This is a genomic window from Dolichospermum sp. UHCC 0352, from assembly GCF_009711925.1.
GTDB classification, from domain to species: domain Bacteria; phylum Cyanobacteriota; class Cyanobacteriia; order Cyanobacteriales; family Nostocaceae; genus Dolichospermum; species Dolichospermum lemmermannii.
The window spans coordinates 1-19,466 of the sequence record NZ_VIKY01000244.1 but is presented as its reverse complement, the minus strand read 5'-3'; the positions used below and the strand labels follow the sequence as shown (position 1 = coordinate 19,466).

Below are 19,466 nucleotides of genomic sequence, written 5' to 3'. Positions count from 1 at the left end.
AGAACTAATCCAAAATCTAAAATCTAAAATCCAAAATTGACTATGTGGGCAATATTGAGTGGAATTGAAGGAAATTTGCCAGCCTATGAAGCTGTGATAGCTGATATTAAGCTGCAAAGCCGTTACATAGAGGTATTATATATTATCGGTGATTTAGTCGGTCCAAGGCGAGAATGTGAACAGTTAGTGGAAAGGGTAAAATCACCGCGACGGGGTGAATTAGAACCAATGGTTTGTAAGGGATGGTGGGAAGAACAGTGTTTGATTTTACATGGTTTAGGTCCGACTGGAGACGCACCGGAATTACTGGCAAAATATGGTGGTGATACTGTGCAGATGTTGTGGGATTGTGTTTCCCGTCAGACAGTACAATGGTTGAGAAACTTGGATTTTGGTTTTTTTGAATTAGATTGTTTATTAATACACGGTTCGACAGCAGGTGTAAATGATGAACTTACTCCCGATACTCTCCCTATTCAAATGCTAGATAGATTATCAAGAATGCAAGCAAATAACCTATTTTGTGGTCGTTCTGGGTTAACTTTTCAGTATCAGTTACAAGCTGGTTCTATTAGCAGTGAAATCACTACTCTTGATCATCAATTGTCTCCACAAACTGTCAATATTAACCCTCGTCAAGTGATTGGTGTGGGAAATGTAGGACGGACTCCAGGAGAAGCAACATATACTCTCTACAATCCTGGGACAAATCAGGTGAAGTTTAAAACCGTGTATTACGGACAAGCTAAGGGTTTTCAAAAGCGGCAGATTTGTAACTAAGGTCTAGAAAGACCTAATACTCGCCATTTTTCCCGACTGAGAAAAAAGCCAATCCCATTACTATTAGTACAAGTTAAACCAGTTTTTTGGGAAACACACTTAAAACCACCATTGTTCCAAGTCCGTCCATAAGCCAAAACGGGTTTATTTTTATCAGCGACAGTATCACTAATACACAAAATTTCTGGTCTAGCATCAGCAGGTAACAAAAAACCCATTCCCCAATCAAACCCGCAATATCCAGGGTAAGGTTGAGGCGGTTTGGGTTTTAGCGAAGTATTGATTTCACACCTTAAACTATTCTTTGCTCCTGGAATTAGCTCACAAAACATATTACCACTGGGGGATTGAAACCCTTTTGGTGCAGCAATACTTACCTGTGGCAAGACAGTTACTATGCTGGTAACTACAAAGATAATTGGTTTGATCAATTGTTTATACATAATTGGATCATATCTGAAAAGGTTGGGTTGGGAAACGGTTACATTCGCACGGCAAATGGTACGGAGGCGTTAGCCATAGTGTGGCAAAGCCATAACCCCACAAATGCGTATTTGTTGCGCTGTCGCTTAATCCAACAAAGCAAAAAATGGCGAAGGTATTGAGAATAATAAGATTATTTCTATAACTGTGAAAACGGGTCTTTAGATATGATATGTGTAAGTTGGAGTAAATTCCGTGCCAATGGATATTTAAAGGTGTTTTGACGGATAATAGCAAACTTCTTTGGCAGATTAAGCCGGATTTGTGACTTTCGCTGCTGAGAAGTTTTGACAACAAAAATTTGTAATTGTTTAGAAATTGTAATTTTAGGTTCGGGAATCTATGTTAACCAACGCGCAAACCCCCACTATCTCAAAAGATTCATCTGATGTTCTCCCTGGTGTGAATGCCCAGGCTAGAGTCAGTCAGTTTATGCAGAATCTGCAGGATGAAATTACCCAAGGTTTAGAGAAATTAGATGGTCTGGGGACGTTTCAGGAAGATAGTTGGCAGCGTCCAGAAGGGGGTGGTGGGCGATCGCGTGTCCTGCGGGATGGGGCGATCTTTGAACAAGCAGGGGTAAATTTTTCTGAAGTTTGGGGTTCTCATTTACCTCCTTCAATTTTAGCCCAACGTCCAGAAGCAGCAGGACATGGATTTTATGCAACGGGTACTTCTTTGGTGTTGCACCCACGAAATCCTTATGTACCTACAGTCCATTTAAATTACCGCTATTTTGAAGCAGGTCCAGTTTGGTGGTTTGGTGGAGGTGCGGATTTAACACCTTATTACCCCTTTGCTGAAGATGCAAAACATTTTCATAACACTTTTAAACAAGCTTGTGATCAACACCATCCTGAGTATTATCCTGTGTTTAAGCGGTGGTGCGATGAATATTTTTATCTGAAACATCGGGATGAAACACGAGGAATTGGTGGTTTATTTTTAGATTACCAAGATGGTCAAGGTTCTATCTATCGCGGCCCGGATCCTCATGGGGACGCAGCTATTTATAGTAATCAGGTAGGTCAATTACCGTCACGGAGTTGGGAAGATATATTTGCTTTAGTTCAAGACTGTGCTGGGGCATTTTTACCTGCTTATGCGCCAATTGCGGAACGCCGACAGGGGATGGAATACGGCGATCGCCAACGTAATTTCCAATTATACCGTCGTGGTAGATATGTAGAATTTAACTTGGTTTATGACCGAGGGACAATTTTTGGACTGCAAACCAACGGCCGCACAGAATCAATTCTCATGTCTCTACCACCTTTAGTTCGTTGGGAATATGGCTACAAACCAGAACCTAATTCTCCTGAAGCTGAGTTGTATGAGACTTTTCTAAAACCGCAAGATTGGATAAACTGGAAACCAAGTCAAGCATAAGCAGAGGTACAGGGGAGCAGAGGTGCAGAGGAGAATATTTTTCTTCCCCATCCCCAATCCCCAATCCTCAGTTATTTTCATCAAATACTATGAATTTAAGTTACACTAAGGGTGAGGTATCATCCTCTGTATATGGATTGATAGTTCCTCACTTTGTGAGTGTGTTGATTAGCAAATCTTAGCAAAAAAGTATCGGTTCAGTGATTAATATAGATCAAAAAACCTTTACAACTGAAGACGGTCATACCGTTATGGTATTGACCCCCGCTGGTCGCTTAGATATTACTACTGCTTGGCAATTTCGTCTCAAGCTACAGGAGTGTATTTCTAAACACAGTCCTCATGTTGTTGTCAATCTCGGCCAAGTAAATTTTATTGATAGTTCTGGGCTGACTTCTTTATTAGCTGGGATGCGTGAAGCTGATAGGGTTAATGGTAGTTTTCGGATTTGTAATGTTCATCCAGAAGCCAAGCTGGTGTTTGAAGTCACAATGATGGATACTGTATTTGAAATCTTTGAGACGGAAAAACAGGTTTTAGAGACTCGGCACCAGATTTTCACTGGTCCATAGGATTTATCAACTCCTTTTTGATCTGACTTTCGCTAATTAGCTCTGATTAGTTCATACTAGATAACAGGAATACGTCTTTACTAAAATTTTCTTTGTGAATAACGTCCGTACAGTATCTGATACAAAAAGAACCTTTTACACTCTTCATACCAGGCCGATTAATACTATTTACCGCCGGGTAGTAGAAGAGTTGATGGTAGAAATGCACCTACTATCAGTCAATGTTGATTTTAGCTACGATGCGATTTATGCCTTGGGCGTTGTCACAACTTTTGACCGCTTCATGGATGGCTACCAACCAGAACAGGACAAAGAGTCAATTTTTCGGGCAATCTGTCAGGCTGTGGAACAAGACCCCCAGAGCTACCGACAAGATGCCTCCAGATTGCAAGCTTTAGCTGCCAGTTTACCAGCTAAGGATTTGATTGCTAGTTTAAGTCAAGCAAGTCCCCTCAATCAAGATGCAGATTTGCAAAAGCAACTAGAAGCGGTGGCCGCAAATTCCAACTTTAAATATAGTCGTTTATTTGGCGTTGGTTTATTTGCATTATTAGTCCAGTCAGATCCTGAACTTGTCAAAAAAGATGAGCAAAGGGCTGAAGCACTAAAAGCAATCTCTAACGGGTTACATATCTCTGAAGATAAACTCATCAAAGATTTAGAACTATACAGTTCTAACCTGGAAAAAATGGCGCAAGCACTCATAGTCATGGCAGATATTTTGACAGCAGATCGGAAAAAACGCGATGCTTTAAAGCAAGCCTAACTATCAGCGCTATCCCGTACTAATAAATAATTTGGGAACGGGATATCCATGTTGAGAAATCCCCCAAATAGCAAAAAGCCCGCCTAACATCAAAGTGTTTAGCGGGCTTAAAAATTATTGAAAATTGAAAATGGAGCTTATGGGAGTCGAACCCATGTCCAAATTGGGTATTAACCCTCCACTCGTTCACAGGTTTAGCCTCTCTGACCCTCAAGGCGGGAATCGTTCATTATCCCGAACGTAGGATGCTCTGATTTAATCTTAGCCTTCAAGCCAACCAGAGAACGCTTGTTGGAGCATCCGTTGGGGGTTAGGTCTTTAATCCTTAACGGAGTCAAATTAAAGACGCTCGAACCTATTAGAGGTTTCTTAGGCAGCTACTAGAGCTTCCCGACGAGCAAATTTTACGATATTGTTCGCATTTACTTTTTTTTTGAGTCTTTGATTTGCGAGAGATGACTCGCTCTCGACCTGAATCACAGAGTAGCTTTCGCCAACCTGTCGAAACCGTTAAAGCCCCATGTACTTCACACTTTTATTATAGTACAGAATTTTGCAATTTGACAAATAAGTTGATTACCATTCCTGTTGCTGAAAACTGGCGTTGCTGATTAAGGGTATGAATTTTAGTCTATCCTAATTATGTAGATGCCGCTACACAACCAACTTCTTTTAAAGTTTATCCTCATTTTTATCGCCGGCTGCAATTAAATCGCAATAATCCTATTCATACTTTTTTGTGGTTAACCAGTGCTATTACTTGAGAAAAGATATATCAATATAGTCCCTATAAATTGCGGGTAAATCCGTCTGCGGGGGCTTTATACCCGACAGGAATTTATGTACAAATACGTGGGTTAGAAGGCATAATAAATGGCATCTACCATATAGAAGTTGAGAATAATTGTCTGACCTTAATTTATGAATTAGGCGATGATGGATTGGATAATTATGTTATACCAAATAAATGTATTAACGGATTCATCTTTTTAGTTAGTTGTGTTTATCATAGGTCTAGCTGGAAATATCAAGACAGGAGTTTGAGATATTGTTTGTTGGATAGCGGACACCATTTAGGTGCTATCGCTGCTTTTTGCATATCTTCATGAAAACAACATACAACTAGGCTTTGATTTTGATAAACTTATTCTCAATGCAGATTTGGGATTTGAGAATAAGGAGTTTATTACTAGTTGTGTGATATCACCAGAAGCGCAAGAAAAACCAGTCAGACGCTTAAGGCTACCTATTCCTTTTGTCTGTGGTACTGACTATTTTCAAGTTAATCAATGTGTTGAAGATGCCTATCAAACAACGTCTTTACAGCCTAGTCACCAGCAGCAGCTAGAACATCCTCAATTTAATTCTGACCGAGAACGGTTTTTGGAGAACGTTTGGAATAGGTGTCCGACTATTTGAGTTATCAAACGGCTATGCAATTAGCCGGATTTGTCGGACAGAGAGTGTATTTATTTAGCAACTATTGGGGAATAGATTGTAGTGGTATTGGTGCTTTCTATGATGATGAAACCCAAGCCTTTCTAGAAACCAATAAGGACGTATTGTATGCAATGGCAATTGGTAAATAAATAGGAAAATAACTGGAAATGGCGAGAAGAGAACATCAATTCCATGCTGATGATAAGCACCCTATACAGCCAACATCAGCAGATATTATGCTTCGACAACAATTGGAGCATTCAATTAGCAAATACTTTTATGAAGGATGCGATCGCATTATTCATAGTTTGTTGTCTAATTGTCGTTGGTATGCCACAACTCACGCGAGTATTTTGACTTTAGTAATTGAATGCCCTGACCAAGTTACTAACTGGCAAATTTTGCAACAAATTGTCCCTATGGCAAATGTTCTTTATGGCATTGTTAGCAGTGCCAAAATCCGGGTTTGTCCTCCCGATAGTCAAACTGTACCCTTTGAAATGAGAGTAGATGAGTTGCCAGTTTATCGTGATTGGATCTGATGCAATTGGGGATTTGAGATTGTTGATTAAGCCATAACATTCTGTTGGATAACTGTAATTAGTTCGGCAAAAACTAAATCAGCAGAACGTTGAACAACAGGACTTAATTCCAGTCCAAAATCCAGATTTGCAGCTTCAATTAAATAGACTGTCACCTCTTGGGGAAAATCATCTAAAAAGATTTTTCTCCCAGCAGCCAAGGCATGATCCCAACGAAAATCATGTAAGTTGTAACTAGGTTCGGGCAGTGCTTCTAGTTCTTTCCCTGGGACTTTAAATATAGCACCTGGTTCTGAACCTGTGCAACTGGCATCCAGAATAATTAATTTTTCACTACCTCTGGCTTGAAACATCACTTCCATGCCCGCAGTTCCACTATCGAAAACGCGGATGTTGGGGTGAGGATTTTGGGCGAGATATTGCTGTAAACGTTGGACGATAATTACGCCGACAGCATCATCATTCCGATTGAGATTGCCACAGCCAATGATAGTTAGCATGGGATATTTATAATAACATGAATATTATCAACTTTGCACAAAAAATTAAAATTTACGGAAATTTTGACTACATCTTTGATCATTGACTTTATAGTAGCTATAGCGCACAAGATCCCCGACTTCTTGTGTAATCGTCTCCATAAACTATCAAGCAATGCTCAGAAGTCGGGGATCTGATGTTTATTTTCTCTGCGTTTATCTGTAGTGGTTAGTCAAAAATCATTCTTACCCATCAGATATAATTGCAATATGCTAGTATTTCGTGATACAGAGACTAAAGGTAGAGGTATATTTGCCCAGCAAGATTTTGCTAAAGGAGATTTAATTGAAAGAGCCGCTGTGATTGTGATTCCTAAACAGCAAGTTAAGTTAATTACTAAAACGGTGTTATTAAATTATTATTTTGGTTGGCATGGAGAAAGCGGGGCAATAGGTTTAGGTTTTGCTTCTCTTTTTAATCATTCTTATCATCCCAATGCGGTTTATATTAAGAATTTTGCTAAAAATGTAATTGATATTGTTGCTCATCAATATATTTGGGAAGGGCAGGAAATTACGATTAATTATAATGGGCAGGTTGATGATATTTCTCCTGTTTGGTTTGATGTAGAAGAGTAGGTTGGGTTGAGGTAAGGAAACCCAACATTTATTTTTATGATGTTTCCCCAAAATTTCATCTTTAGCAACCGCCAGGGAATGAATTCCCAGTCTCATAGCGAAAGTCGGCTCAAGCCGACTATATTTTTATGATGCTTTCCCAAAATTTCATCTTTAGCAACCGCTGGGAATGAATTCCCAGTCTCATATTGTCAGAATCAGGATGCTCAAGATTAAAGGATTAACAGGATTATTTATTGATGATTTATTCATGTTAAGTACATAAATTCCCATTTCTAATATTAAAAATAAACATCCTGTAAATCCTTAAATCCTGTAAATCCTGATTCAGACAAAAGTTTATAATTCACTTACCTAAAAATCACTTTAACTTCCGCGTTTTTCTGGGTGGGAATTACCCACCCTACAAATCTATACACTCACACCATGTTTTTTAGCAATTTCCACAAGTTGCTCATATTGATGTTGTGATGCTTTAGCTAAAATTGCATCAGCTTCTTCTGGATTACTACCATCTTTAGGAATTAAATACTTAACATAAAGAGAAACAAAATCAACCACAGCAGCTAAACCTGTTAATTCGTGTTTATCGGCTTGTTTCCCTGCAATTACAGCCACCAAACCTGCTCTAATGGGGTCAGGTCTTACCTTCATAAATTGGTCAACTAATTGCTTAGAATAATCCGCTGGTGCTAAATTCTTTAACTTACTTTGATCGGGTTTAAATTCTAATCCTGCGGCTGTTGACTGATCCAACATACACCATTCTATAAATTCTTGCAATGCAGCTTCAGGAAGTTGAGGAAGATATTGATGTAGTTCTAAATTAGACACAATTAGTTACCATTTTTAGTATTTAGTAATTCCTAATTGATAATTCTTCATCTGATAATTAGGAATTATCAATTATTCCTTAAAATTCAGACTAACCCACTGATTTGGGAACTTTTGTACTGCACATAACAATTATATAGAACCCTGACTTATCGAAAAATAGATCCCCGACTTCTTGAAGAAATCGGGGATCTTAAATTAAGCTGTTCTAAAACGAGCTAATTCTTCCCCAGTTTTCGCGTCATGGGCGTGAACAGTACACACTAAACATGAATCAAAAGAACGGGCGACATGACCCACTTCTACGGGGTCTTTAGGGTCTTGAATTGGTGTTCCAATTAATGCTTTTTCGATTGGTCCGAGTTGTCCTTCACCGTCACGGGGTCCGATATTCCAAGTACCGGGAGCGATAACTTGATAATTTTTAATTTTGCCTTTTTCGATTTCTACCCAGTGACATAATGCACCTCTAGCGGCTTCCGTTGCACCCCAACCTTTACCATCTTTTTCTTCTGGTTTAATATACCAAGGATCGTTTAATTTGAACTCTCTTAAACACCGTTCAGCTTGACGATATAGTTTCACTATTTCATGGACTCTTCCTAATTGCCGAAGATGAACACTTGCACCACCCATTTGCTTGAATGTGTCGAGAATAAAAGGGTCATAATGTTGCCAAGATTCCCCATGATTTCCCCCTGCAACTAATTGACGGGCGAGGGGTCCTGCTTCTAAACGTCCTAAGTCTTGGTGGAGGACTGCACTTGACCAAGAATATGCCCCATTGAAGTCTTTTTGATTGTGATTAATTGGCTTTGTTGTGCGATCGCTTGGATGCCAATCTTCTGTACCCTCATCATACCAAGAATGGGTTAAATTCTCACGGGCAAATGCTTGATTCATCAAGCTATGAGTATCAGTAAAACTATCATAAACACCACTTTTCATAATCACAGCAGCGTTACGTCCTTCAACAGTGGGCTTATTGTATTTATCCTCATGGGGAATATAACCCCAAGTCACATATTTACCCACACCCGCACCATATCTATCCAAACCGATATCTAACCCCATTCTCCAATATAAACCCAAGTCAGATTCTCGATGTTTAACATCTTCATTTAACCACTTTTGAAAGTCCTCATAAGATTGAATTTCTTCATATCTTTCTAAAGAACATCCTAACCACACTGGTTCTAACCAATTAGTGCGGAAATATTCCAAAATTGCCCAGGCGCGGGTAATATCAGTTAAAGTGGGGGCGCACATCACACCACCAGGCACCATATAACTGCTATGACAACAGGTGATATGCTGTAAATGTTCCTGAGTAACTTATTTTTAAAGTAATTTTGCTCAATCAGAACATTTTATTTTCACCATTTCAGCTTTTATAAATAAGGGAATATTTAGGGATTGACACTCTCATGTCTAAGAGGTTGTTTGAAAAGTTTTAGGTTGTGATTTTAGGCACTTACAGATCCCCCCTAACCCCCCTTAGCAAGGGGGGAACTAGAGTCAAAGTCCCCCTTTTTAAGGGGGATTTAGGGGGATCTGAAAATATTTGATACACCATGAGGGACTTTTCAAACACCCTCTAAAGACACTGAGATTCTGCGGACAGAGTAAAACTTTCGCTACGACCGTCAAACTTCGTCTACTTAGTCACTCTAAGTCAAGCTTAGGTTTCTATCTACTTTTTTGTTTCTAATACTTTCGGAGTCCATCACTAAGCCAAAACGCGGTACGCTCCGCAACCTGCCTTTGTTTGCTCCTTGCTCGTCATACTGTCGTTAGGACTTAAACCTAACCGTTGTTTCAGGGGAGCCGGGATTTCTCCGATACTAGGATGCTTCAACACGTAGATAGTTATTCCTACTCGTAATTTAATTGTACCACAAAAACCACAGCGATTTTAATCGCACGTGCCGTTTTCCTCTCAGGGCTAAAGCCGCTGAGTTTCCCACTTACCGCGAGGTTCTATGAGTCAAGGTAATTTTTATCCCTAACACTTACAGCAGTTTTCTTGTATTTGAACTACTATTATTAGACCTAACCCCCAGCCCCTTCCCTACCTCTCCCTAACCCTCTCCTAAGAGGAGAGGGAAAAAGAAAAACCTTTGTTGCTGGAAGGGGGGTAAATCAAAGCCTCTCTCCTTGCAGGAGAGAGGTTTGGAGAGAGGTCGGTTTGTGGTCTATTTACTTGAAAATAGCTGTACTGTAATATCGGAAACCTATCCCCCATCTCTACATGAGGATGCAAATGCAGACTCAAGGGACTGGTTTGCAGATATGTTTGCAGATTTCGAGCCGCAGAACACCACAGACGGTAGGTATAGGGAATGACGAAAATAAAGGCAACGGAATTACAGTATCAAGCAGTTTTTGAACAGAAGTTAGTCGAAGCTAATACTAATTTAAAAAGGGAGAGAATAAGAGTTAGTATTAAACAAACTGGCAATTCTCTCCAATTACGAGCTACCTTACCTTTAAAGCCAGGAGATTACAGTTTAGGTAAGACAAAAAAGCAGTATGATTTATCTCTAGGAATACCCGCAAATTTAGAGGGATTAAAAACTGCAATTGAAGAAAGTTATGAGTTGGGTAAATTAATTGCTCGTCATACTTTCGAGTGGAATGAGAAGTATTTAGGAATTAAATCGAGAGAGAAGCAAGAGATAAAAACAATTGGGGAATTATTAGATACATTTGATGAAAGATATTATCAAACTCGTCAGAAAACTATCACTAGTCAAAATACTTTTGCTAACTATATATCTGTAATTAAAAGAAACTTGACTCTCTCCCATTTAGCCACAAAAGAAAATTTTGAGGAAGTTATTAATTCATTTCAGGGAAATAAAAAAAATGAACTGATTGCGGTAAGTTCTGTTTTGATTAAAACCTTTAATTTAGGATTTCAACTCGATGTCAAACGAGATCATGTCACTCCTGCTTATCGAGAAATTCCTGAAGATGAAAAAATAATATCGGCTTTTGACTTCTTTGAAAAATTTGCCCTCAACCGCAAAAATACAAACATTAGTGATGAGATAGACACCTGGGAAATGTGGCGTTGGGTATATGGAATGTTGGCGACTTATGGGTTAAGACCAAGGGAATTATTTGTCCAACCAGATATTAATTGGTGGATGTCTCCCCAAAATATAGATCATACTTGGAAGGTGAATAAAAATACCAAAACTGGATATAGAGAAGTTATTCCTTTTGTACCTGAATGGATAGAATTATTTGATTTACATAATCCCAAACCATTAAAAATTTTAGAACAAAAGGTGGCAAAAATTGCCTCTGTACAAAATATTAATTGGATGCGGAGAGATATATCCAGATGGTTTAGAAAGGTGGGAATTGAGTTTCAACCTTATGATTTACGGCATGGTTGCGCGATTCGAGCGCATCTTCAGGGAATACCAATTAAAGCCGCAGCAGATAATTTAGGTCATACAGTTGATGAACATACAAAGACTTATCAAAGATGGTTTGGGATTGAAAACCGGAAAAAAGCCTTTGGTGAGGTAATTAGTCAAAGGTGGTTAATTGAGTTGCAGAAGAATGAAATATTGGCGTTAAGGATGGAGAATGAAAGGTTGAAGTTGGAAGTTGAAATGAAGCGTGCTTATGCGAAAAACTCTGTATTAAATAATACCCAAATAGGGATTTAAAAAAGAAATTTTCCGTGTATTGACAATAGTTGACTATAGAGGGGGTATGTGCTAAGTAATTACTGGATAGTAACAATACTATTGCCAAAATAAGAGCCTTGATAATTTTTGGCAAAAACGGCAAAAATAATCATATATAAGCGTTTCGATGAAAAGGTAGTTTAGAATCTAAAACCCTTATCCTACCGTCAATACATTTAAAAAATCCTTGTCGGAAACCTTTAAGGAATTTTTAGGGGTGATTGTTTTTGCCAAGCAAGAGCGAGGAACGGGAGTTCATGGTTAAAGCATTATCATCTCACCCTCGTAATTTGACTAAGGTATTGAGTAAGCAGAATATTTTGGGAGAAAAATTAGAATGGTTGTTGTTGAATCTAAACCTATTGAGGCTGGACAGGTTCCGTCCGTGACGCTGATGCTTCTTACAGGCAGTCAAACTCAGGACGGTCGCGCAGCTGGCATCTTTACTGCCGACGACCTAATCAAAATCTTGCTGTATGTCCGCGGTGCCAGGAAGCTACCGCAGAGCGTCGAACAGTTCACGAAAGACATCGGCAGCAACAGCACAGGCATCCCTGGACTTGAGCCTAACGAAATCATCGATTTGTACCAAAAGATCACTGACCATGCTAACCGCTGGACACCAGTCGAGGGCCTGGTGAAGGAGCAGGCTTCTAGCCTCAAAGTCGCATCGGATGACATCGTTAGAATTGGTGGCCAAGTCATCAATACCATCAACAAGATGGATATCATTGAGCAGATGCAAACCATCAACGACCCGACTGTAATAATCCCAATTTCTAGTGACAAGGACGCTATAATTCAAACGGCGTTGCCAGAAGTCATCAAAAGGTTAAAGGCAACCTGCGCCGACCAGCAGCAACGGACGCTCAAGGTGCTTATGGCAGTGCGTGACTACAAAACCGAGATCTCTGGTGGCACCCTATCGGACAACAGAACAGTGAATGGTCTTGAGCCAGCGATCGTAGACAAGAAAGAGCGGGCTAAGAAAGCCAATTTGGATGGTCAGATCAAAGAACTCCAAGACAGTATTGATAGCCTTGAAAAGGAGATCGATCAACTGAAGAAAGACTACGACAAGTATGTCGGGCTTGCATTCACTGGTGCCGCAGGCGGAATTATTGGTCTCGCCATTACAGGCGGCATTTTTGGCGCTAAGGCCGAGGCGGCTCGGAACGAGATGAACTCAAAAATCCAGCAAAAGGATGACAAGTCCAACGATCTCAAGCGGAAACAGCAGGTACAGGGCATACTCAATCAGTTTGCAACCCAATTTACAGATATTGGAATGCGTCTCCTAGATGCTCAGCAGTCCCTAGAGCACCTCGACTTCTTGTGGACTGACATCATCGCAAGAATTGATCAATCGGTTGATAAGTGGAATCAAGTCAAGGACAGCGATATGTTGCTGACCTTTGTTACTGACCTTGAAGGCATTGTCAACCCGTGGAAGGAAGTGGGTGACATGAGCACCGATCTTGGGAAAGTCTTTGACAAGGCTTATGAGGAGTTCAAAAAAACCTACGATTCCTAGTGAAAGCTCACCTCGATATATTTCCGCGTACAAGCCACGCTTTCCAAACACTTTTCAAACATAGGATAAGGTCATCATGAGCACTATGCAGTTTTCCAATTCTAAAGCTAGTATCCCGAACTTTGAGTCTGTGGCACAGTCTGTCCAAACTATTAAGCGAAGCGTTCGTGCGGTGAGCGATGGAGCATATTCCTACTTTACCGATCGCCTTGAGCTCGCCGCCACTGTAGCAGACTACCTTAATCAAGAGATCAGCAACGCTCTTGCCTTGCTGCCAACCTCGTTGAACAACATGAAGGCAGTCGAATCGTATCTACAAAAAATTGGTGAGATTGACGAAGCCCAACGCACGGGCAAAATTTCTACTGAGCAAGCTAACACCGCACGGGCACAGTTTCAAGGCAAGCTGAGTAATGCAGTCTCATCCACCCTCACAGACTTTAAGAATGCTGCGACTAAGCTTTCTGACTCTGCTGATCGCCTCTCAACATTTGGGAAAGAAACCAAGGTGCGACTTAAGGATGCCATAGCCACCGAGACAGCAAACCATGAACGCCTACAGCAAGACGTTGATCGTGAGTCCGCTCGTCTCAAAACCCTCAAAGAGCGCTATGATACCCTAGCTGCAGCCGTTGATAAAGCGCGGGGTGGGCCGACCGAAGAGCTTGTTGGACTCTTGCCAGATGAAGAGGAACTGTCGAGCCTTCTTGATGCTGGCCCGGGGGATGCCGCTGCTCCAGAGGTTGCAGTCGCGAAGAAGTCAATCGAGCTAGCCATAAAGGAAATTAAGAAAATATTGACGGCTGTTGACAAGGTCATTAAATTCGAGCAACTCACCCAAATGCGCGATGAAGTCGGCAAGGCGGCAACGACGCAGCGCATTGTGGTAGAAGCCTTTCAAGAACGTCTGCGGGCGCAGAACGAGACGCTATCACAGCTAGACACAATTGGAACGGCGGGAACGTCCATGACAACGCTTGCTACGGAAGCCACTAAGCTGTCCACAGCATTCTTTAGTTTCGCGACAACACTTCGAGATTTCAACAATCAGGCGGTTACAGCGGATACTTTAATGAAAATTATCAACGACATGGAGTTTTATGTAAACCAAGCTCGCAATGAGCGTAACAAAGTCATCCTTTCTTAAATTGTTGTTCCGAAGTGCGATCGCCGATCTTGTAGGGTGCGTTAACGGAGTGTAACGCACCTTATGTATAATTATTTACTGATTTTCGGTGCGTTACGCTGTCGCTAACGCACCCTACTAATCGTCCCAATATCCTTGAGGTTTTTCCTTTCTGCTATCTTTACCCCAATCGGTTGGATAAATTCCCTGAGCGATAAACCGATGAATACTGGAATACTGCCAATCTTGGGGATTTTCACACAATCCATGTCGAGCCGGATTATCATGAATATAATCACAATGGAGCGCAAAATCCCGTTCATCCCGAATTAAATGCTCCCAAAACCGACGTTGCCAAAGATTACTTTCTCCTCGCTTTTGTCGTGATTGAGAAACCTCCCGATTAACCCCTAATGCTTGTCCATAATGTTTAGTAACATAGGTTTTAATTAGGCGCAATCTCACCGACAAATATTTATCATCAGGGGGTAAAGTCCACAAACAATGAAAATGATCAGGTAATAAAACAAAAGCATCAATACAAAAAGGATATTTTTCCCTTACTTTTTCTATTGCTTCTCGGAGAGATTTTCTCCCTATATCAGTACAGAGCCAAGATTCTCTTTGATAAGTGACTTGTGTGATGAAATATGTACCTCCAGAAACATTAGGTCTTCTATAATTAGGCATTATGGAGTTAGTATGGGTGAAATTAAATTTATTTTTTATTTATTGTATTGTCATATTGCAAGCAGTTCGCTCAAAATCCATTATCTTGTGCTTCCTTAACTGTGATTAACTGCGATCTTATGGGTAAGTGCGATTCCTACGGAGCGCTTCGCTATCGCTCAAAATTCATTGTCTTGTGCTTTCTTAACTGCGATTAACTGCGATCTTATGGGTAAGCGATTCCTAGGTCGCGCTTCGCTATCGCTCAAAATTCATTTTATTGTGTTTCCTTAACTGTGATTAACTGCGATCGTTCATGTTGGGTTAGTGCGATTCCTAGGTCGCGCTTCGCTATCGCTTAAAATCCATTTTTTTGTGCTTCCTTAACTGCGATTAATTGCGATCTCATGGGTAAGCGATAGCGAAGCGCTGCTGCAAGCAGTTCGCTTGTGCTAAAGTAGTTCTCAAGTTAATTCAAGATTGTGATGAGCCTGAGAAAGATATTGAAACAATTCTTAATAAAACTACCTTTGACTAATCTCGAATACCAAGTCAGATCTGTAAAAACACACATCAAACGCAAGAAAAAAGTTCATGTGTCCTAGTATTAACGGTGCATACTTATCTTGTGTCCAAGCAAAAGCCAAATCCACAGCAGGAAATTGTTCAACAGTGGCTTTCACAACTAATGCACGAGCTTCAAATCTAGCTAAATTACCGCCTAATGGCAAAGACAACCTTTGATTTTCCCAGACTGCGCCTAATGCTAATCCCATTTCATAAGGCAAGACATTAACACTAGAGCCAGTATCCAACAGACCCGAAACATTCAAAGATTGATTTTGATACGTTAATGTCAGTGGTAAATAAGGAAGTGTACTTAATGCTCCAAGACTGGGATCTACCTCAGTGAAGGCAAATCTTACTTTATTAACCATGAGTCAATTCTTGTGTCTCTTTTAATGCTTGAGCTAAAATGGCAGCAGCCTCAAAAGAGTCATGTAAACCTTGTCTATGGACATCATCTTGAATAGACATCGGTACAATACCAGACTCCCGGAGCAACTCAGCTACAAGGAAATTAAGTAATAAAAGCTTATCGGAGTGAGATAATTGCCTAAGTATGGGAGCGAACTGAGTGGTTGTTAGCATAAGTTCAACGACAGATACAGATTCTAGTTTTTTGCACTCTGTCTCATTGTAACACTCTCTTAGGGGCAAATTTTCTTGTGCTTCCTTAACTGGGATTAACTGCGATAGCGTAAGCGCTGACTTGTCAGTTCGCTAATATTGAGTTAGTGCGATAGCGAAGCGCCCCGCAGGAATCGCTCAATTTCCATTTTCTTGATCAACCAGGAGGAAATTTAACTTAAATAGAAATATGGGGACTTGATTAACTGATGCAAAAAACAAAGGAGGCTTTATGAAAGCTGTTGAGTTAGTAGGGACAGTAAACACAAATGGGCAGATTAATTTAGACCAAGCATTAACATTTCCTTACGGCAGTCGTGTTAAGGTTATTGTCTTATTGCCTGAGTTGATTGATCAGGTAGACGGTGATCAGGAGATATTCCAACCAATAAGCCTAAACGACCCTAAACTAATTAATACATTAAAAATGCGGACTTTGATTGAGACAAGCTTAACTGATATGGCAAATGATCCAGAGATCCAAAGAGAGATAGGTCTAATTAATGCTGAGTTTGAAATCTCTGAACTGGATGGAATAGAAAGGTTATGAGCGTTCAGCGATCTGAAATTTACTTCGTCAATCTTAATCCAGTTCAAGGTAGAGAACAAGCAGGAGAGCGTCCTGTTTTAGTGCTTTCTGTAGATGCTATTAATCAATTACCATTAGTTGTTACAGTAGTTGTTGGTACAAAAGGAACAAATATCACCAAAAACTATCCAACAAATGTGAGGTGTCTACCTGAAGAAACTAGATTATTAATCGAGACAGTATTTCTTTGCTTTCAAATTCGTTCACTTGATTTAAAGCGTTTTCCTAGCCAGCCTTCTGGCAAACTCTCAGATGCTAAAATGCAGGACATAGAAACCGTAGTTCGCTATTGTTTGGGACTTTAGTCTCGTTTCAACAGCAGTCTGTGAGGTACAGTCTAACGGGGCTGTTAAACATCTTTGAGAAAAGCGATCAAAGCGATCGCTCAAAATCCATTGTCTTGTGCTTCCTTAACTTCGATTAATTGCGATCTCATGGGTAAGCGATTCCTACGGAGCGCTTCGCTATCGCTCAAAATCCATTTCCTTGTGCTTCCTTAACTGCGATTAATTGTGATCTCATGGGTAAGCGATCGCGAAGCGCTGCTGCAAGCAGATCGCCGATCTTGTATTTACCGTCTTGATTATCAAGTGATAGAATAAAAAAAGGAATAACAACTACTCACCCCAAGAACATCTTTTAGACTGCACAGTATCAGAAGAGAAAAAATAATGGCTGAACTCAAACTAAGATCAAAAGATCCAGATTCCCTCAGACGAATTATTGAAAGTGCTTTATCAGAAAGATTACAAAGTGTAATAGCAGGAATAAAAAGAACAGAAGAACGAATTATAGAATTGGAAACCAAGTATCAATTATCAACAAAGGAATTTATAACCCGTTTTAATAATGATGAATTATCCCATAATTTTGATTTTGATGAATGGATTGGCGAATCTCGAATGTTGACACATTTACAACAAATGAAAGAGTCTATAGAGGAGATTGATTTTGTTAATTGAAAATTATTTTCAACAGATTCAGCTTTTAATTGAATCTTCAGAAATTGTCAAAATATTCAAGATTGAAAGTGAAAAAAGAGGAATATATGAAGGATTGATCAAAGGAAAAATTGATTTTGAAGATAATTCTTTGCTGCATTTACGAGAATTTGTCTATGTTGAAATCTCCATAGATCGAAAAATGTATAGTTATCAATATATGGATTCAGAAAATAAACTAATTTTTCGTTATGACAATACTGAACATCATCGAAAATTAAATCTCCCTACTTTTCCTCATCATAAACATGATGGAAGTGAGGATAATGTGATTAAATCAGATGCTCCTTTTTTAAATGAGGTACTCAATGAGGTTAAAAAAATATTAGGATAGTGCGATAGTGAATAGTGAAGCGCGACATAGGAATCGCTCAATATCCATTTCCTTGTGCTTCCTTAACTGGGATTAACTGCGATAGCGAAGCGCTGACTTGTCAGTTCGCTAATATTGGGGAAATGCGATAGCGAAGCGCGACCTAGGAATCGCTTAAAATCCATTGTCTTGTGCTTCCTTAACTGTGATTAAGTGCGATAGCGTAAGCGCTGACTTGTCAGTTCGCTAATATTGAGTTAATGCGATCGCTCTTACGTTTCCTTAACTGGGATTAACTGCGATCTCATGGGTAAGCGATTCCTAGGTCGCGCTTCGCGATCGCTAGTTGTGGTTTGAGTGCGATCGCTCTACTTCCTTTTTTTGTACTTCCTTAAATATTATTAAATGCGATCGCTAATATTGAATTAATGCGATAGCGAAGCGCTCCGTAGGAATCGCTCAATATCCAAACAAATCAATAATAAAGATGTGTGCAGAGTGTGTTTTATATTCAGTGGCAGGGTAAAAATTAGAATTGCTCCTCTATGCAAAGCTATAATGTGATTGAAGTCAAAAAACTATAATCAGATATGTCAACCATTGAACAAATTGAAGCAGCTATTTTAACGCTTACACCAGAACAATTTCAGCGACTTAGGCAATGGATCTTAGACGTAGACTACCAACATTGGGACGAGCAACTAGAACAAGACATCGCAGACGGCAAATTGGAGGCTTTAGCAGAAGAAGCGATAGCGAAGCGCGACCTAGGAATCGCTGAGTTTAAAGCGGGACATTGCCGAGAACTCTGATGCACTACACAACGCGAAGATTTTGGAAATGCTATGACGAGTTATCCCCTCAAGTTCAGGAAACAGCAGATCAGTGTTACGAACTTTTGAAAGCTGATCCATTTCATCCATCATTACACTTCAAGAAGATTGGTAAAAAATACTGGTCAGTTCGAGCAGGATTAGACTATCGGGCTTTAGGAGTTGAGGTAGAAAGCGGTATTTCTTGGTTTTGGATTCCTACGGAGCGCTTCGCTATCGGAACTCACGCAGAATATGACAAGCTCATTGGTAAGCTTTAACCAGCAGGCCAGCCGATTTTGTAGGGTGCGTTAATAGAATGTAAAGCACCTTATAACTTCACCGTTGAACATCTTTGAGAAAAGCAATATCGCTCAAAATCCATTGTCTTGTGCTTCCTTAACTGTGATTAATTGCGATAGCGTAAGCGCTGACTTGTCAGTTCGCTAATATTGGGTTAGTGCGATAGCGAAGCGCTCCGTAGGAATCGCTCAAAATCCATTATCTTGTGCTTCCTTAGAGGGTGTTTGGAAAGTTATGGTTGATGTATCAAATATTTTTTACCCCACCCTAACCCTCCCCTTGTAAAGGGGAGGGAAC

The 19,466-nt window shown here is 40.0% G+C and carries 20 protein-coding genes, 1 other RNA gene and 3 pseudogenes; 16 read left to right on the top strand and 8 right to left on the bottom strand.

The features are described from left to right. The first annotated feature begins 36 nt into the window (after positions 1–36). Positions 37–780, top strand: coding sequence for a hypothetical protein (locus FJR06_RS17645; RefSeq protein WP_041457798.1), 744 nt, complete (start codon positions 37–39; stop codon positions 778–780). Here FJR06_RS17645 and FJR06_RS17640 read toward each other — a convergent pair. Continuing rightward, complete coding sequence (locus FJR06_RS17640) at positions 777–1,223, bottom strand: DUF6636 domain-containing protein (RefSeq protein ID WP_015079352.1); 447 nt, start codon at positions 1,221–1,223, stop codon at positions 777–779. The two genes, FJR06_RS17645 and FJR06_RS17640, sit on opposite strands and share 4 nt — an antisense overlap. 382 nt (positions 1,224–1,605) lie before the next feature. Here FJR06_RS17640 and hemF point away from each other — a divergent pair, with 382 nt between their 5' ends. From hemF to psb29, 3 genes are all read left to right on the top strand, one after another. Next, positions 1,606–2,652, top strand: coding sequence for an oxygen-dependent coproporphyrinogen oxidase (gene hemF, locus FJR06_RS17635; RefSeq protein ID WP_015079353.1), 1,047 nt, complete (start codon positions 1,606–1,608; stop codon positions 2,650–2,652). A 200-nt stretch (positions 2,653–2,852) separates the two neighbouring features. Beyond that, positions 2,853–3,224 (top strand): STAS domain-containing protein, encoded by a 372-nt coding sequence (locus FJR06_RS17630; protein ID WP_015079354.1) that lies wholly within the window; start codon positions 2,853–2,855, stop codon positions 3,222–3,224. A gap of 94 nt (positions 3,225–3,318) precedes the next feature. Further along, positions 3,319–3,990 (top strand): photosystem II biogenesis protein Psp29, encoded by a 672-nt coding sequence (psb29, locus tag FJR06_RS17625; RefSeq protein ID WP_015079355.1) that lies wholly within the window; start codon positions 3,319–3,321, stop codon positions 3,988–3,990. Between the two features lie 128 nt (positions 3,991–4,118). Here the strand turns inward: psb29 and ssrA are convergent. After that, positions 4,119–4,510, bottom strand: a transfer-messenger RNA (tmRNA) gene (ssrA, locus tag FJR06_RS17620). 115 nt (positions 4,511–4,625) lie between these two features. Between ssrA and FJR06_RS17615 the strand changes: the two are divergent. Next, positions 4,626–5,579, top strand: a pseudogene (locus FJR06_RS17615) (SagB/ThcOx family dehydrogenase); the annotation flags it as partial. Positions 5,580–5,597: 18 nt separating this feature from the next. Next, on the top strand, positions 5,598–5,972 hold the full coding sequence (locus tag FJR06_RS17610; RefSeq protein ID WP_015079356.1) for a hypothetical protein: 375 nt from the start codon (positions 5,598–5,600) through the stop codon (positions 5,970–5,972). Between the two features lie 26 nt (positions 5,973–5,998). Here the strand turns inward: FJR06_RS17610 and FJR06_RS17605 are convergent, their stop codons facing one another. Further along, on the bottom strand, positions 5,999–6,472 hold the full coding sequence (locus FJR06_RS17605) for a hydrogenase maturation protease (RefSeq protein WP_168651920.1): 474 nt from the start codon (positions 6,470–6,472) through the stop codon (positions 5,999–6,001). Positions 6,473–6,721: 249 nt separating this feature from the next. Here FJR06_RS17605 and FJR06_RS17600 point away from each other — a divergent pair, with 249 nt between their 5' ends. Then, positions 6,722–7,090: an SET domain-containing protein gene (locus FJR06_RS17600; RefSeq protein ID WP_168651919.1), complete on the top strand. Its 369-nt coding sequence runs from the start codon at positions 6,722–6,724 to the stop codon at positions 7,088–7,090. 411 nt (positions 7,091–7,501) lie between these two features. Here the strand turns inward: FJR06_RS17600 and FJR06_RS17595 are convergent, their stop codons facing one another. Together FJR06_RS17595 and FJR06_RS17590 are read right to left on the bottom strand one after the other, a co-directional pair. Continuing rightward, complete coding sequence (locus FJR06_RS17595; RefSeq protein WP_015079359.1) at positions 7,502–7,924, bottom strand: hypothetical protein; 423 nt, start codon at positions 7,922–7,924, stop codon at positions 7,502–7,504. Positions 7,925–8,122: 198 nt separating this feature from the next. Continuing rightward, positions 8,123–9,223, bottom strand: a pseudogene (locus FJR06_RS17590) (nickel-dependent hydrogenase large subunit); the annotation flags it as partial. Between the two features lie 993 nt (positions 9,224–10,216). On the opposite strand from FJR06_RS17590, the pseudogene FJR06_RS17585 reads away from it, so the two are divergent. From FJR06_RS17585 to FJR06_RS17575, 3 genes and pseudogenes are all read left to right on the top strand, one after another. Further along, positions 10,217–11,610 (top strand): annotated as a pseudogene (locus FJR06_RS17585) (site-specific integrase). Positions 11,611–11,968: 358 nt separating this feature from the next. Next, a complete protein-coding gene (locus FJR06_RS17580; protein WP_168651918.1) occupies positions 11,969–13,165 on the top strand; it encodes an alpha-xenorhabdolysin family binary toxin subunit A in 1,197 nt (398 codons plus the stop codon). 76 nt (positions 13,166–13,241) lie between these two features. Further along, a complete protein-coding gene (locus tag FJR06_RS17575) occupies positions 13,242–14,312 on the top strand; it encodes an alpha-xenorhabdolysin family binary toxin subunit B (protein ID WP_168651917.1) in 1,071 nt (356 codons plus the stop codon). Between the two features lie 117 nt (positions 14,313–14,429). Here the strand turns inward: FJR06_RS17575 and FJR06_RS17570 are convergent, their stop codons facing one another. The 3 genes from FJR06_RS17570 to FJR06_RS17560 all read right to left on the bottom strand — a co-directional run bounded on the left by FJR06_RS17570 (position 14,430) and on the right by FJR06_RS17560 (position 16,112). Next, positions 14,430–14,981: a transposase gene (locus tag FJR06_RS17570; protein ID WP_015079363.1), complete on the bottom strand. Its 552-nt coding sequence runs from the start codon at positions 14,979–14,981 to the stop codon at positions 14,430–14,432. Positions 14,982–15,484: 503 nt separating this feature from the next. Further along, positions 15,485–15,898, bottom strand: a complete 414-nt coding sequence (locus FJR06_RS17565) for a hypothetical protein (RefSeq protein ID WP_015079364.1) — start codon at positions 15,896–15,898, stop codon at positions 15,485–15,487. Next, positions 15,891–16,112, bottom strand: coding sequence for a hypothetical protein (locus FJR06_RS17560; protein WP_015079365.1), 222 nt, complete (start codon positions 16,110–16,112; stop codon positions 15,891–15,893). The genes FJR06_RS17565 and FJR06_RS17560 overlap by 8 nt, the downstream gene beginning before the upstream one ends. A 271-nt stretch (positions 16,113–16,383) precedes the next feature. On the opposite strand from FJR06_RS17560, the gene FJR06_RS17555 reads away from it, so the two are divergent. The 6 genes from FJR06_RS17555 (at position 16,384) to FJR06_RS17530 (ending at position 19,147) form a co-directional block, all read left to right on the top strand. After that, positions 16,384–16,701, top strand: coding sequence for a hypothetical protein (locus tag FJR06_RS17555; protein WP_015079366.1), 318 nt, complete (start codon positions 16,384–16,386; stop codon positions 16,699–16,701). Continuing rightward, positions 16,698–17,045 (top strand): type II toxin-antitoxin system PemK/MazF family toxin, encoded by a 348-nt coding sequence (locus tag FJR06_RS17550; protein ID WP_168651916.1) that lies wholly within the window; start codon positions 16,698–16,700, stop codon positions 17,043–17,045. The genes FJR06_RS17555 and FJR06_RS17550 overlap by 4 nt, the downstream gene beginning before the upstream one ends. A gap of 366 nt (positions 17,046–17,411) precedes the next feature. After that, positions 17,412–17,702, top strand: coding sequence for a hypothetical protein (locus FJR06_RS17545; protein ID WP_015079369.1), 291 nt, complete (start codon positions 17,412–17,414; stop codon positions 17,700–17,702). After that, positions 17,692–18,075, top strand: a complete 384-nt coding sequence (locus FJR06_RS17540) for a DUF6516 family protein (protein WP_015079370.1) — start codon at positions 17,692–17,694, stop codon at positions 18,073–18,075. The genes FJR06_RS17545 and FJR06_RS17540 overlap by 11 nt, the downstream gene beginning before the upstream one ends. A 569-nt stretch (positions 18,076–18,644) precedes the next feature. Continuing rightward, positions 18,645–18,866 (top strand): hypothetical protein, encoded by a 222-nt coding sequence (locus FJR06_RS17535; protein WP_015079372.1) that lies wholly within the window; start codon positions 18,645–18,647, stop codon positions 18,864–18,866. Continuing rightward, positions 18,866–19,147, top strand: coding sequence for a hypothetical protein (locus FJR06_RS17530; RefSeq protein ID WP_015079373.1), 282 nt, complete (start codon positions 18,866–18,868; stop codon positions 19,145–19,147). Before FJR06_RS17535 ends, FJR06_RS17530 begins: the two co-directional genes overlap by 1 nt. Positions 19,148–19,466 lie beyond the last annotated feature (319 nt).